This window comes from Laribacter hongkongensis DSM 14985 (genome assembly GCF_000423285.1).
Classification (GTDB): domain Bacteria; phylum Pseudomonadota; class Gammaproteobacteria; order Burkholderiales; family Aquaspirillaceae; genus Laribacter; species Laribacter hongkongensis.
Map to the genome: position 1 here is coordinate 164,856 of NZ_AUHR01000008.1, position 14,814 is coordinate 179,669.

The 14,814-nt window shown below is 61.5% G+C and carries 13 protein-coding genes; 2 read left to right on the forward strand and 11 right to left on the reverse strand.

Features of this window, described 5'->3' with window-relative positions; all coding sequences use genetic code 11:
* Positions 1–249: 249 nt before the first annotated feature.
* The 11 genes from rpmE to G542_RS16570 all read right to left on the reverse strand — a co-directional run bounded on the left by rpmE (position 250) and on the right by G542_RS16570 (position 12,847).
* Complete coding sequence (gene rpmE / locus G542_RS0110085; protein WP_012696882.1) at positions 250–465, reverse strand: 50S ribosomal protein L31; 216 nt, start codon at positions 463–465, stop codon at positions 250–252.
* Positions 466–575: 110 nt separating this feature from the next.
* The gene (cysS, locus tag G542_RS0110090; RefSeq protein WP_012696881.1) at positions 576–1,949 is read right to left on the reverse strand and encodes a cysteine--tRNA ligase; all 1,374 of its coding nucleotides are present in this window, start codon (positions 1,947–1,949) and stop codon (positions 576–578) included.
* A gap of 57 nt (positions 1,950–2,006) precedes the next feature.
* Positions 2,007–3,710, reverse strand: coding sequence for a glutamine--tRNA ligase/YqeY domain fusion protein (locus G542_RS0110095; RefSeq protein WP_027824028.1), 1,704 nt, complete (start codon positions 3,708–3,710; stop codon positions 2,007–2,009).
* Positions 3,711–3,822: 112 nt separating this feature from the next.
* Positions 3,823–5,490, reverse strand: a complete 1,668-nt coding sequence (locus tag G542_RS0110100) for a SulP family inorganic anion transporter (protein ID WP_012696879.1) — start codon at positions 5,488–5,490, stop codon at positions 3,823–3,825.
* 209 nt (positions 5,491–5,699) lie between these two features.
* Positions 5,700–6,209 (reverse strand): ProQ/FINO family protein, encoded by a 510-nt coding sequence (locus tag G542_RS16565; RefSeq protein ID WP_012696877.1) that lies wholly within the window; start codon positions 6,207–6,209, stop codon positions 5,700–5,702.
* A gap of 51 nt (positions 6,210–6,260) precedes the next feature.
* Positions 6,261–6,644: an aspartate 1-decarboxylase gene (gene panD / locus G542_RS0110110; RefSeq protein WP_012696876.1), complete on the reverse strand. Its 384-nt coding sequence runs from the start codon at positions 6,642–6,644 to the stop codon at positions 6,261–6,263.
* A gap of 56 nt (positions 6,645–6,700) precedes the next feature.
* Positions 6,701–7,534, reverse strand: a complete 834-nt coding sequence (gene panC / locus G542_RS0110115) for a pantoate--beta-alanine ligase (RefSeq protein ID WP_012696875.1) — start codon at positions 7,532–7,534, stop codon at positions 6,701–6,703.
* 25 nt (positions 7,535–7,559) lie between these two features.
* Positions 7,560–8,351, reverse strand: coding sequence for a 3-methyl-2-oxobutanoate hydroxymethyltransferase (panB, locus tag G542_RS0110120; RefSeq protein WP_027824030.1), 792 nt, complete (start codon positions 8,349–8,351; stop codon positions 7,560–7,562).
* A gap of 250 nt (positions 8,352–8,601) precedes the next feature.
* Positions 8,602–9,084, reverse strand: a complete 483-nt coding sequence (gene folK / locus G542_RS0110125; protein ID WP_012696873.1) for a 2-amino-4-hydroxy-6-hydroxymethyldihydropteridine diphosphokinase — start codon at positions 9,082–9,084, stop codon at positions 8,602–8,604.
* Positions 9,081–10,433: a polynucleotide adenylyltransferase PcnB gene (gene pcnB, locus G542_RS0110130; RefSeq protein ID WP_027824031.1), complete on the reverse strand. Its 1,353-nt coding sequence runs from the start codon at positions 10,431–10,433 to the stop codon at positions 9,081–9,083. Before pcnB ends, folK begins: the two co-directional genes overlap by 4 nt.
* A 77-nt stretch (positions 10,434–10,510) precedes the next feature.
* Complete coding sequence (locus G542_RS16570; RefSeq protein WP_051190009.1) at positions 10,511–12,847, reverse strand: ATP-binding protein; 2,337 nt, start codon at positions 12,845–12,847, stop codon at positions 10,511–10,513.
* Positions 12,848–13,022: 175 nt separating this feature from the next.
* Between G542_RS16570 and G542_RS0110140 the strand changes: the two genes are divergently transcribed.
* Together G542_RS0110140 and G542_RS0110145 are read left to right on the forward strand one after the other, a co-directional pair.
* The gene (locus G542_RS0110140; protein WP_012696870.1) at positions 13,023–14,030 is read left to right on the forward strand and encodes a TRAP transporter substrate-binding protein; all 1,008 of its coding nucleotides are present in this window, start codon (positions 13,023–13,025) and stop codon (positions 14,028–14,030) included.
* A gap of 133 nt (positions 14,031–14,163) precedes the next feature.
* Positions 14,164–14,814 carry a TRAP transporter small permease gene (locus G542_RS0110145; RefSeq protein ID WP_012696869.1) on the forward strand — a complete coding sequence of 217 codons (651 nt, stop codon included), beginning with the start codon at positions 14,164–14,166 and terminating at the stop codon, positions 14,812–14,814.

Consider the following 14,814-nt stretch of genomic DNA (forward strand, 5'->3'; position numbering starts at 1 on the left):
CAGACCGGTTCGGTGCCTTCGGGCACCGTTTTTTGCACCATGTCTACTCCTGGGGCAACTGCTTGCTGGTGCTGATAGGCATGGTGCCCTTTTTGTTGCAGTCTTCCCTGCCGGTTACACCCGCCAAGCCACCGGGCAAGCCTGCCAGTCAATGCACCAGTGCAGGAACAGCCGGGAGCAACGGATGTTGCGGCCACAAAAAAAGCAGCCTGAACGGCTGCTTTTTTGTTTTGGCGTCTGCCGGGGCGATCAGCCGCGGGAGAACTTGCCGAACTTTTGCTTGAACTTGTCGATACGGCCGGCGGTATCCACCACCTTTTGCTTGCCGGTGTAGAACGGATGGCATTCCGAGCACACTTCAATGTGGAAAGCATCTTTGCTCATGGTCGACTTGGTCGTGAAAGCATTGCCGCAGGAGCAGGTCACTTTCAGGTCGGTGTAATCCGGATGGATGTTGGCTTTCATGATTTACCTTTACAAACGGGCGCAGGGGTTTTGCCTGCGCTGCTTTACGAAAAGTTCAGGATTATACGCTGGCCCGTCCGGCTTGACCAGCAGGCCGGACTGCCAGCATGTCAGGCCCGCCGCCAGGTCGTGCCACCGGCACCGTCTTCCAGCACGATGCCACGGGCAATCAGCTCGTCACGGATGCGGTCGCTTTCGGCCCAGTCCTTGCCGGCCCGGGCGGCCTTGCGGGCAGCGATCAGTTGCTCGACTTCGTCAGCACTGATTTCCCCTTCCAGGCTGCCGCCCTGCAGGAAATCAACCGGGTCACGCTGCAACAGGCCCAGTACGCCACCAAGGGTCTTCAGCCAGCCCGCCAGTTCGGCCGAGCGGGACTTGTTGGCTTCGCCCGCCAGCTCGAACAGCACGGCTACAGCTTCGACGGTATTGAAGTCGTCATCCATGGCTGCGCGGAAACGGCGGGCGTAATCGTTGGCTTCCCAGTCAAGGGCAACATCGGCAGCCGGCACGTTCTTGAGCGCGGTGTAAAGCCGCGAGAGCGCACTGCGGGCGTCTTCCAGATGTGCGTCCGAATAGTTGAGCGGGCTGCGGTAGTGGGCACGCAGGATGAAGAAGCGCACCACTTCGGCGTCGTACTTTTCCAGCACTTCGCGGATGGTGAAAAAATTGCCCAGGCTCTTGGACATTTTCTCGTTGTCCACGCGGATGAAGCCGTTGTGCATCCAGTAGTTGACGAACTTGCAGTCGTGCGCGCCCTCGCTCTGGGCGATTTCGTTTTCATGGTGCGGAAACTGCAGGTCTGCCCCGCCACCGTGGATGTCAAAATGCGGGCCGAAGTAATGTTCGTTCATGGCCGAGCATTCGATGTGCCAGCCAGGACGTCCCTGCCCCCACGGGCTCGGCCATGCCGGCTCGCCCGGTTTGGCCGCTTTCCACAGCACGAAATCCATCGGGTCACGCTTGTTCGGATCCACGTCCACGCGCTCGCCGGCACGCAGGTCGTCCAGCGACTTGCCCGACAGCTGGCCGTAACCGGCAAATTCACGCACGGCGTAATACACGTCGCCATTCGGCGCAGCGTAGGCCCGGCCCTTGCCGATCAGCTCTTCGATCATGCTGATCATGTCCGGCACGAACTGGGTGGCGCGCGGTTCGAAGTTCGGCTTCTGCACGCCAAGGGCCGCGGCATCCTCGTCCATGGCATCGATGAAGCGCTGGGTCAGCACGTTGATCGGCTCGCCGTTTTCTGCGGCCCGCCTGATGATCTTGTCGTCGATGTCGGTGATGTTGCGCACGTAGGTCAGATCGTAGCCGGACGCGCGCAGCCAGCGGGCCACCATGTCGAACACCACCATCACGCGGGCGTGCCCCAAGTGACAGTAGTCATACACGGTCATGCCACAGACGTACATGTTGACCTTGCCAGGCTGGATGGGCTGAAAGCGTTCTTTCTGGCGCGAGAGCGTGTTGTAGAGGTGCAGCATAGTGAATCCTGAAGATGACTGGCGCAGTGAGCGCGAATGCGCGCTCACTGCCCGATGTTACTTGGCGGTGAAACCGTCCTTGAGCGCAACCGTGCGGTTGAACACCACGCGCTCGCCGGGACAGTGGTCCACGCGGTCGGTGACGAAATAGCCGACCCGCTCGAACTGGTAGCGGGTTTCCGGCGGGGCATCCGCCACGCAGGCTTCGACATGACCGGTGATGGTTTGCAGGGAGGCCGGATTGAGGAACTGCGTGAAATCGACGTATTCACCGGTCGCAGGGTCACGCACGGCATCCGGGCGCTCGACCGAGAACAGCCGGTCATACAGGCGGACCTCGGCTTCAATGGCATGCTCGGCACTGACCCAGTGGATGACGCCCTTGACCTTGCGGCCTTCCGGGTTCTTGCCCAGCGTATCAAGGTCGATGGAGCACTTGAGTTCCACAACGCGGCCGTCAGCATCCTTGACGATTTCGTTGCACTTGATCACGTAGCTGTAGCGCAGGCGCACTTCTCCGCCCAGCGTCAGGCGCTGCCATTTGGGCGGCGGCACTTCGGCAAAATCGTCGCGCTCGATGTAGATTTCGCGCGACAACGGCACGTCGCGCTCACCAAACTCGGGATGATGCGGGTGAAACGGTGCCGTCCGGCTGCCGCAAACGGCAGGATCGTAGTTGGTCAACGTGACCTTGACCGGATCAAGCACGGCCATGACGCGCGGTGCGCTGTTTTCCAGATCTTCGCGCACGGCACCTTCCAGCACTGACAGGTCAACCACGTTTTCGCTCTTGGAAATGCCGATGCGCTGCGCAAACAGGCGGATACCGCCTGGCGTATAGCCACGGCGGCGCATGCCGACAATGGTAGGCATGCGCGGGTCATCCCAGCCTGCCACCAGGCCTTCGGTCACCAGACGGTTGAGCTTGCGCTTGGAGGTCAGGGTCGAAAGCAGCTCCAGGCGCGAGAACTCGATCTGCTGCGGGTGGCAGTCGATGGAGATGTTGTTGAGCACCCAGTCGTACAACGGCCGGTGGTCTTCAAACTCCAGCGTGCACAGGCTGTGCGTGATGCCTTCCAGTGCATCGGAAATGCAGTGGGTGTAGTCGTACATCGGATAGATGCACCATGCATCACCGGTGCGATGGTGATGAGCCCGGCGGATGCGGTAGATCACCGGGTCGCGCAGGTTGATGTTGCCCGAAGCCATGTCGATTTTCAGGCGCAGCGTCTTGCTGCCGTCGGGAAACTCACCGGCCTTCATGCGGGCGAACAGGTCGAGGTTTTCCTCGATGCTGCGGCTGCGGTACGGGCTTTCGCGGCCCGGCTCGGTCAGGCTGCCGCGGTAGGCACGCATCTCGTCGGCATTCAGGTCGTCGACGTATGCCTTGCCGGCCTTGATCAGCTCGACGGCGTAGCCGTACAGCGTGTCAAAGTAGTTGGACGCGTAACGCACTTCGCCGTTCCAGTGAAAGCCCAGCCAGGTCACGCTTTCCTTGATCGACTCGGCGTATTCGTCGTTTTCCTTTTCCGGATTGGTATCGTCCATGCGCAGGTTGCAGGTGCCGCCATACTCGTCGGCCAGCCCGAAATTCAGGCAGATCGACTTGGCGTGCCCCACGTGCAGGTAGCCGTTCGGCTCCGGCGGAAAGCGCGTGGCAACCGACTGACATTTGCCGCTCTTGAGATCGGCATCGATGGCGTTCTTGATGAAATGCTTGATTTCCGGCGCAGCCGGAGCGGAATGGTCGTTATGGCTCATGGGCATCTGGGGCAAAGGACAAGCGCGCTGCCCGCAATCCGGGACAGCGCGCAAAAATCAGGTATTGCAAGGATTGTAACGGATTCGTCCGAAACGCCAAGTCCTGTCCGGCTTATGCAGCCAGCAACTCGCGTGCGCGCCGGAGCGAATGTTCAAGGTCCGGCTGCACGTTTTCCGGATGCAGGTGCAGGGTTTCACGGGCATGATGGACCATGCGAGCGGCATCCCCGCCGGCGCCGCACAGGATCAGCGCCTTGCCGTGTGCCGCCAGCCTGTCGTTCAAGGCCCCCAGCGCCATCATCCCGGTCGCGTCCAGCAGCACCATGCGATGCAGTTGCAGGATCACCACCCGTGCGTCGCCGCAGTCCTCCACCAGCAGGTCCAGCCGGTCAGCCGCACCAAAGAAGAGTGCACCTTCAACACGGAAAGCCGCACATTCTTCCGGCAGGTCCTTGCCGGCAATCGAATGGCGCGCATAGGCTTGGGCATTTTCCGGCCGCAGACGATGGATGCCCGAGGCACCCGCCATGCGCTGGATGAAGAACACGGCGGCCAGCAAGAGACCGATCTGCACGGCCACGGTCAGGTCAAACACCACCGTCAGGCCAAACGTCACGGCCATCACGATCAGGTCGCGCTTGGGATAGAGCCGGAATTCACGCCAGTTCCAGTCGCCCATCTTCAGCGAGACGGCAATCAGGATGGCCGCCAGCACGGCCAGAGGAATGTACTGCGCCAGCGGTGCGGCCACCAGGATGACTGCCAGCAGCAGCACGGCATGCACGATGCCTGCGACAGGTGTCTTGCCGCCGTTCTGGATGTTGGTCCCGGTACGGGCGATGGCACCGGTGGCAGGGATGCCGCCAAAGAACGGTACCACCATGTTGGCAATACCCTGGGCGATCAGCTCCTGGTTGCTGTTGTGTTTGGTGCCGGTCATCTGGTCGGCAGCCACGGCACACAGCAGCGATTCAATCGCGCCCAACAGGGCAATGGTGAACGCCGGTGTCAGCAGATAGGAGAAGTGCTCAAGGTCAAAGGTGAGCGGGCGGAACTCCGGCAGACCCTGCGGAATGCCGCCGAACTTGCTGCCGATGGTGGCCACATCCCACGGCATGATGGCAGCGGCCAGCGTTGCCAGGATCAGGGCCACAAAGGGTGACGGCAGGAACTTGTTGAGCCGTTTGGGCCAGAACAGGATCAGGGCCAGCGAAGCGGCGGCCAGACCTAGCGTGGCCGGGTCGAAGCTGGCGAGATGGTTCTTGAGCATCTCGACCGTCGGGAAGAAACCGGACGGGGCCGCCACCGGCAGGCCAAAGAAATCCTTCATCTGGGTCAGGAAAATCATCACCGCGATGCCGTTGGTAAAACCGATCACCAGCGGCATGGGGAAATACTTGATGATCTGCCCCATGCGCAGCAGTCCCATCAGGACCAGCATGACACCGGCCATGAAGGTACAGATCATCAGGTTGGCAAAGCCGTATTTGCTAACAATACCGAAGAGGATGACGATGAACGCGCCGGTGGGGCCGCCGATGCAGGCGTTGGTGCCCCCCAAGGCCGAAATCAGGAAGCCGGCAATGATGGCGGTAAAAATGCCGGCCTGCGGACTGACACCGGAGGCGATGGCAAACGCCATGGCCAATGGCAGTGCAACGATACCGACGGTCAGGCCGGCCATGGCGTCATCACGCAAGTCATTGATGCGATACCCCTTCAGGGTATCAACGAGTCGTGGGCGGAACTTGAAAAACAGTATTAAAGAATCTGCTGACATGGTGGTTTATAGGGCTCCAATACGGATAGCGCGGCCGAAATAGTGGTCGGCCAAAGCGCAACATTATCGGGGTACAACCCGGCCATGCATCTGGTCAAGGTCAAAAATAGCGGAAATGTACCGACAAGCGGAACATTTCCGGACAAAGGCAACGCCTGAATGGAAAAAGCCGCAGTCTCCCTGCGGCTTTTCTGCACTGCTGCCGGACATTACGCCGGTTTGGCGGATGAATCTTCGTCGATCATCTTGATGAGTTCGCCAAGTTCGGCCTTGACGTTCTCGATGACCTGCACGCGCTCGCCGGCCTGCACTTCGACGCTGGCATCAGCCTCTGCTTCCGGTGCATTTTCTGCGGCTGCCGGCTTGTCCTTGCTCATGGCGTCCAGACGGCGTTTGGCATCGTCGCGCTCAAGATCGGTCAGCTCGGCGGCCCGCTTGCCAGTCAGGTGGTAGCGGAAACCTTCGCGCTGCATGGCCTTGAGGTAGCGTGCCGTCGAGCAATGACGCTGGATCACGCGCTGGACGACGACCGGATCGAATTGCGGCAGCTCGCTGATCAAGACTTCGTGAACACCGATGGCAAGCGGTTTGAACTGCCGCAAAACGGCATACCGCTTGTACACCAGGTCGGTGGCCTCTTTGACTTGCTGACGCTTGGGTTTGTCCCGCATCGCCTGTTGCAGGGCGAGCTGGAGAATGGGGTTGTGTTGCTGGGCCATGAAAACACTATCGGGCTGAATTCAGAATTGGGCGCGAGTATAGCAGCCCATTTACGGTGCTGCTTGCACCGGAATACCGGCGGGCAGTTCGATGATGCGGTTTTGCTCATCGACATGCACCAGACGCGGGCGATGCTCCAGTCGTTCCTGCTCGTCGAACCGGGCAAAAGTGGCAATGATCAGGATATCGCCGACGGCTGCGCGGCGGGCAGCCGAGCCATTGACCGAGATCATGCCGCTGCCCCGCTCGCCACGGATGGCGTAGGTGGCAAAGCGTTCGCCGTTGTTGACGTTCCAGATCTGGATTTCTTCGTATTCACAGATATCGGCCGCTTCGAGGAGATCCTCGTCAATGGCGCAGGAGCCGATGTAGTGAAGTTCGCACTGGGTCACATGGACCCGGTGCAGCTTGGATTTCAGTAGCGTGCGTTGCATGGTCATTCAAAAGTTCAGATACATGACAGCGAAGCTCCCGCCTGGCGGGAGGCTGCTCAGCGGAAAATCTCGACGTTGTCGATCAGGCGCGTCTTGCCGATCCGGGCTGCGGCCAGCACCACCAGTCGCTTTTCACCGGCGTGGGCCAGCTCCAGCGTGTCGGCCTGGCGGATTTCAACGTAGTCGACACGCCAGCCATGCTGCTCCAGCGTGGCCCGGGCATCCTGCTCCAGGCTGGCGTAATCGTTTTCACCGTCGATCAGGTTTTCCCGGATGCGCGAAAGCTCGCGGAACAGGCGTGGCGCCTCTTCACGCTCGCCGGCACTCAGGTAGCCGTTGCGCGAACTCAGCGCCAGTCCGTCAGCCGCCCGGCCGATGTCCACCGGCACTACTTTCACCGGCTGGTTCAGGTCGGCCACCATCGCCTGGATGATGTGCAGCTGCTGGAAATCCTTTTTGCCAAAGCAGGCCGCGTCCGGCTGGACGATGTTGAACAGCTTGGTCACTACCGTGGCCACCCCCCGGAAATGCCCCGGGCGAAAAGCCCCGCACAGTTCGTCCTGGATGTGCGGCGGCTCGACATTGAAGTCTTGCCGGATGCGGGGATAGAGCTCGCGCTCGTCCGGCAGGAACAGTGCATCCACGCCGGCTGCGGCCAGCTTGTCACGGTCGGCCTCGAAAGTGCGCGGGTAGCTGTCAAAGTCTTCGCCCTGACCAAACTGCAGGCGATTGACAAAAATGCTTACCACTACGCGCTCAGCCTGCTTTTTGGCTTCGCGCACCAGCGCGAGGTGCCCTTCATGCAGGTTGCCCATGGTCGGAACCAGGGCTACACGGCCGGCCTTTTGCCGCCAGGACCGCATTTCTTCAATCGTGCGAATAATGTCCATGTCTAGGAATTCAGCTATCGGGAGTTCAGAACATGTGTTCCCGCGAAGGGAAACTGCCAGATTTGACGGCTTGTACATATGCCGTCACGGCGGCCGGGATGCTGCCCGCTTCCGCCATGAAATTCTTGACGAAACGGGCTTTCTTGCCCGGGAAAGCATCCAGCATATCGTGCAGTACCAGCACTTGACCATCCACATCCGCCCCGGCTCCGATGCCGATGGTGGGAATGTTCAGGTTACGGGTGATCGCACCGCCAAGGTCAGCCGGAATGCACTCCATCAGCACCAGGCTGGCACCGGCTTCTTCAAACTGGCGCGCCTCGTTCAGCAGGCGTTCGGCATCGTCGGCCGTTTTGCCCTGCACGCGATAACCGCCAAACACATTGACGAACTGCGGGGTCAGGCCGATGTGGGCACATACCGGAATGGCACGCTCGGTCAGGAAACGCACGGTTTCCAGCATGTTGGCGCCCCCCTCCAGCTTGACCATGTGCGCACCTGCCTGCATCAGCAGGGCTGCATTGCGGAATGCCTGCTGCGGGCTTTCCTGATAGCTGGCAAACGGCATGTCCGCCAGCACCATGGCGTTGCGCGCACCACGGGACACACAACGGGTGTGATACAGCATGTCATCCATGCTGACCGGCAGGGTTGAATCATGCCCTTGCACCACCATGCCGAGCGAGTCGCCAATCAGCAGGATTTCGACGCCACAGGCATCCAGCAGACTGGCAAAGCTGGCGTCATAACACGTCAGCATGGTGATTTTCTGCCCGTCTGCCTTCAAACGGGCCAGCGTACTTACGGTGACTTTCATTGCAGGGAGGTTTCCACTTGCCGGCGGGACATCCCGCCTGGTTGGGGCTGCGGCGGCAGACGCCACAGCCTGTGACGGCAGATTGCCTTCGAGGGTGCATCGTTCCGCACGGGGAACAATCGAGGGATAAATGGGATTCACTGTGCAAAGGGAAGCAAAAGCAGGGCACAGGTTAATCTTCATGACACCTTGCTGCAATGCCTGCCGGGTCCGGCCAGCGATTAACGTTAGGTATTTTTACCCATCAGGGTCAACCGGCAAGCTTTTCGATGCCGTTGACCGGCAATCCGGCCAGACAGTCGGCCACCCGCCCGCACCCCGGAATCAGCAGGTCAGGAGCCACATCAGCCAGGGGCATCAGCACAAAAGTCCGCTCGTGCATGCGCGGATGCGGCAGCGTCAGCTCCGGCGTATCCAGTTGCACTTCGCCGTAGACCAGCAGGTCGAGGTCCAGCGTGCGCGGAGCATTGCGGAATGAACGTACACGGCCACCCTGCTCTTCCAGTTTTTGCAGCGCAGCCAGCAGCTCCTGCGGCGTCAGCCCGGTCTCCACCAAAGCAACAGCGTTAACAAAATCCGGCTGGTCGGCATAGCCTACCGGCGCCGTACGGTACAGCGGCGACCCGGCGAGCCAGCGCGTGTCCGGCAGCGCAGCCAGCGCCTGCATGGCGTCGCGCACGCTGGCCGCGGCATCTCCCAGATTGGCCCCCAGCGCAATGGCGGCCAGCGTCATGCCTCGTTGTCCCCGGAAGCATCGGTACCCGGCGTTTTCCGGCGACGGCGACGACGCTTTTTGGCCGGACCTTCACGAGTTTCCCGTACCAGCATGCCGTTGCGGGCCTCACTGTCGGCGTACTGGAATTTTTCCCACCAGTGCGCCAGTTCCTGCGGCACTTCCCCCACAGAGGCACGCAGGCACAGGAAGTCATACCCGGCCCGGAAGCGCGGCTGTTCCAGCAGCTTGAACGGCCGACTGCCACTGCGGTTTTCATAGCGCGGCTGCATGGACCAGATTTCACGCATGGTGATGAGGAAACGGCGCGGAATCGCCAGCCGGTCCACCAGCTTGGCCTCGACCACGTCCATGGCGTCAAAGAGTGCCGGCAAGGGTTTTTCGCCCGTATCCTGCCGCCGCTGCCACTCGGTCCGTACTTCACCCCACAACAGGGCAGCCAGCAAAAAGCCGTCGGAAATGCCGCGACCATTCTTGAGCCGCTGGTCGGTCTGGTCCAGCGCCAGCTTCACGAAGGAACTGCCGTCCGGCTGGTCCAGCACGGCGTCCAGCAGCGGGAAAATCCCCTTGTGCAGCCCTTCGGCGCGCAGGCGGGTCAGGCAGGCCCAGCTGGCTCCCGAATGCAGCATCTTGAGCATTTCGTCAAAGAGCCGGGCCTGGGCCACATCGCGCAGCAGCGGTGCCAGGTGGCTGATCGGCTTGCGCGTGCTTTCGTCGATGGAGAAACCCAGCTTGGCCGCCAGCCGCACGGCACGCAGCATGCGCACCGGATCTTCCTTGTAGCGCTCGATCGGCTGCCCGATCATCACCAGCCGCCTGGCGGTCACATCACGCACGCCGTGGTGGTAGTCGTGGATGCTTTCGTCTGCCGGGTTGTAGTAAAGCGCATTGGCGGTAAAGTCGCGCCGGCGCGAATCGTCGGCCATGCTGCCGTAGCTGTTGTCCGAGATGATGCGGCCGGATTCGGTGGTTTGCAGGTCGCGACCGTCACCACGGAAGGTGGTGACTTCGATGACCTCGTCACGCCCGAACACCACATGCACGATGCGGAAGCGGCGACCGATGATGCGCGAGCGGCGGAACAGCCGGTGGACTTCTTCCGGCGTGGCATTGGTGGCCACGTCAAAATCCTTCGGCTCGTGACCGATCAGCAGGTCGCGCACGGCGCCGCCCACGACATAGGCCTCGAAACCGGCCTCCTGCAGGCGGCTGGTCACTTTCAGGGCAGACGGGCTGACCTGGTCGCGGCGCACGCCATGCTGGACAAAGGGGATAACCCGGGCACGGTTGTCGTGCCGGCGTGAGCGGGATGGAAGACGCAGTACGCGGCTGATGAGCTTGCGGATCATGGATAGGCAGGTTGGCCGCCCGCCACCGGCTCAGGGTCGATGGCAAACAGCAGTCATAACGGCAGAAAAGGCGGGGATTATACCGTCAACTCCTGCTCTTGCACGGTCCGGGCAGCGGGATGGGTGGACGGCAGGGTAAAACCGAAGACCGAGCCCCCCTGATGGCCGGGCCGGTAATCGAAGCGGCCGTGGTGGTGTTCGATGATCGAACGGCAGATGTTCAGCCCGATTCCCATCCCTTCGGCCTTCGTCGTGAAAAAGGGCGTAAACAGCTCGCTCACCCGCTCAGGCGGAATGCCCGGCCCGTTGTCCGCCACCTGCACCTCGACACCGCCCTCGGCGGTCGGACGCGTCAGGATATGCAGCTGCGGCGCCACGATTGCGGCGTCGCGCATGGCCTCCACCGCGTTGTTGACCAGATTGAGCAGCACCTGCTCGATCATGACCCGGTCCATGTCGACCTGCGGACAATGCATATCGAGGTCGGTGTGCAAGAGGATGTGGTTCTGCCGCATGACCGGCAGTGCCAGTGTCAGTACGGAATCGACAATCTGGTTGATGTCGCAGCGCGAAAGCTGCGGCGAATGCTTTTTCACGAAACCGCGGATGCCGTGGATGATCGCGCCGGCCCGTCGCGCCTGACTGGCGATCCGCTCCAGCGGCACCCGGATCTGCCCGATGTCCTGTACGGCACCTGCAGACTGCAGGCGACGCTCGCACGCAGCTGCATAGGTGGCAATGGCCGCCAGCGGCTGGTTGAGCTCGTGTGCCAGCGTGGATGCCATCTCCCCCATCGTCACCAGCCGCGCCGTGGCCTGCAGCTTTTCGACATGCAGCCGTTCGCGCTCGGCCAGCCGGACCGATTCGGTCATGTCGGTATAGATGCCGAGCCAGACCGCTTCGCCGTCCACCCATTCGATCTGCCGGCGATGGATCTGGTACACCCGGCTGGAACCGGCAAAGCTCAGCTGGCAATCCAGAACCGGGCTTTGCACATCAGTATCCGGCGGCCACGGCAATACCACGCAGAACGGGTTTTCCGGACCGCCGATCATGTTTTCTTCAAATGCCCGGTTGGAAAACAGCAGCTGCCGGTCACTGCACCGGCTGACGCACACCGGCGCATCCAGCCCGTTGAGCACGGTAGCCAGCCGCTCCTGCGCTGCCGCCACCGCCAGCCGCCGTCGCCGGTGCTCGGTAATGTCATAAAAGCTGGCCAGCCAGCCCTGCTGGTGGCCGGCGCCGTCGCGCAATGGCGTCACATACAGCCGCACGTCAAACCGCACACCGTCGGTACGCTGGAACACCAGCTCGAAGCCGAGTGGCGGAATCTCGCCGCGCCGCACCCCGTCAAGCAGGTCGTCCAGCTCGGCATGCCGCTCCTGCGGCCAGAAACTGTAGGGCGGCCGCTGCCCGATCAGGCAGGATTCTTCCACACCCAGCATGTCGCAAAATGCCCGGTTGACCCGCCGGATACAGCCGTCGGCATCAATGGCGATCAGACCGTTTTTCATCGAGTTTTCAATCGAAGCCCGCAGCGCGGTTTCGCGCTGGAGCGCCTGCTCGGCGCTGGCACGCTGGCGGATGTACTGGCGGATCTTCCACAGGCTGCCGATCAGCAGCAGCACCAGCAGCACCAGCACGGACACCAGCACCGGCAGGGCAATGCCAAGGCCGCTGCGGTAAGAGGTGGCCTTCAGGCGCAACCCGTGCCCGGGCGGAGTGAATTCGATCTCGTGCGACAGCACGCTGACCCGCCCGACGACATTAAACTTGCTGGCGATCAGGCTGCCCCCCAGGTCCACCACGCTGATCTGGTACTTCTGGGCTATCCACCACGGCACATGGTGATACAGCACCTGGTTGAGCTGGTAGGTCAGCTGCACCACCCCGAGGAAGCGCCCGTTGTCGAATACCGGCGCCATCATGTCGACCAGCGGCTGGCCGTCATTGCCGGGATGAACGGTGCTGTAGGCCGGTGCCGCCAGCCGGCGGGCCGTATCGAGCAGCTCCAGCGGCTGGTAGTTGCCGGCACCGGGATTGGGCTCGGGCACATCGCCATAACGGCCGGCAAACCAGAGGACATCACCATCAGGATTGCGCAGCTCAATGGCCAGAAGCTCCGGGTTTTCCCGCAAGAGCAGACGCGCAGCATCCTGGAAGCGGCCGGTATCCATGCGGCCGCGGGCGTAATCGGCCCCGTGCGTGGCCGACCATTCCTCCATGGACTGGAAGCGCTGGCGCAGCGTCTGCTCCAGCCACAGGATGTCCTGGATCAACGTGTCCTGACGCTCGTCACGCCAGTCTTTCCAGACCAGTTGCGCCAGCATGACCAGCACCACCACCAGCACGATCAGGGCGCTGATCGGCAGCCATACCAGATTGCGCCCGGCCTTGTTGCTTTCCCGTTTCACCGCATGCCCCAGCTGACAACCTGCGCATTGTAACCGGAGCGGCGTTACTCCTCCGTGATTAACGAATTATTAGGGAATTCCCTAATGGATTTTTTATGCCCTTCAATTAATGTGCGCACGGGAACGGCCCCATTCGATTCAAACAAAGACAAGTCCGTCTGCAAAGGAGCTTCACATGCAACTCAAGCGCACCCTGCTTGCCGCCTCGATCGCTGTCGGTCTCGGCCTGTCGCCGCTGGCCCAGGCCGCCGGTGAAATCGTCATCAAGTTCAGCCACGTCGTTGCTGCCGACACCCCCAAGGGCAAGGCTGCCGAGTACTTCAAGAAACTTGCCGAAGAACGGACCAAGGGCAAGGTGAAAGTGCAGGTTTACCCGAACAGCCAGCTCTACAAAGACAAGGAAGAACTGGAAGCCCTGCAACTGGGCGCCGTGCAGATGCTGGCGCCGAGCCTTGCCAAGTTCGGCCCGCTGGGCGTGAAAGAATTCGAAGTGTTTGACCTGCCCTTCATCTTTGACGACTACAACGACCTGCACAAAGTGACCCAGGGCCCGGTCGGCCAGCAACTGCTGGCCAAGCTGGAACCCAAGGGCATCAAGGGCCTGGCCTTCTGGGACAACGGTTTCAAGTCATTCTCGGCCAATACCCCCATCAAGACCCCGGCCGACCTGCGTGGCAAGAAGCTGCGCATCCAGTCGTCCAAGGTGCTGGAAGAAGAGGTCCGCGCACTGGGTGCCCTGCCGCAGGTGATGGCATTCTCCGAGGTGTACCAGGCGCTCCAGACCGGTGTGGTCGATGGCACCGAAAACCCGCCGTCGAACTTCTACACCCAGAAAATGCACGAGGTGCAAAAGCACCTGAGCACGACCAACCACGGTTATCTCGGCTATGCCGTGATCGTGAACAAGAAGTTCTGGGACGGCCTGCCGGCTGACGTACGCACCCAGCTCGATGGCGCCATGAAGGATGCCACCAGGTACGCCAACGACATCGCGGCCAAGGAAAACGCCAACGATCTCGAAAGCGTGCGCAAGTCCGGCAAGACGCAGATCTACAACCCGACCCCGGCCGAACGCGCTGCCTTCAAGAAGGCACTGGTTCCGGTGCACGCCAAGATGGCCGACCGCATCGGCGGCAACGTCATCCAGGCGGTATACAAGGAAACCGGCTTCACGCCGAACTGATCATCCTGCCTGACCCGTACTGCCCGGCAACCGGTTTGCCGGGCAGCCTGCGGGTTTCTTCATGCCGTGCCCAGGGCACCGGCAGGGTTTTGTGCGCGCCGCCACCGGCCGCACACACATTCGACTATCCACCATGCTGAAATTTCTCGATCACCTCGAAGAGTGGCTGATCGCGGCGCTGATGGGCGCTGCCACGCTACTGATCTTCGTCTCGGTCCTGCACCGCTACGGCGCCAGCACCGAACTGCTCAACCCCTGGCTGGCCCCGATCAACATGAGTTGGGCGCAGGAACTGTGCATTTACATGTTTGTCTGGATGGCCAAGTTCGGCGCAGCCTACGGGGTGCGTACCGGCATCCACGTCGGCGTGGACGTGCTGATCAACAAGCTCGACACCCGTAACCGCAACCGCTTCATCGTGTTCGGCCTGCTGGCCGGCGCCGTGTTTACCGCCACGGTCGGTTCGCTGGGCGCCAATTTCGTCTGGCACATGTCCCTGACCGACCAGACCTCGCCCGACCTCGAACTGCCGATGTGGCTGGTCTACCTCGCCATTCCGCTGGGTTCTTACCTGATGTGCTTCCGCTTCATCCAGGTGATGGTGAACTTCGTGCGTACCGGCGAGCTGCCGCACCACGACCACAGCCATGTCGAAGGCATGGAAGACGAGACCTATTCCGTCGGCGAAGCGATGGAAATCGGCGAGGAAATCTCTCATGTCCAGCGCGGCATGGGCGATGCCGAATGGGAAGACAAGCAGCGCAAGAAGGGCAAGGGAGACTGA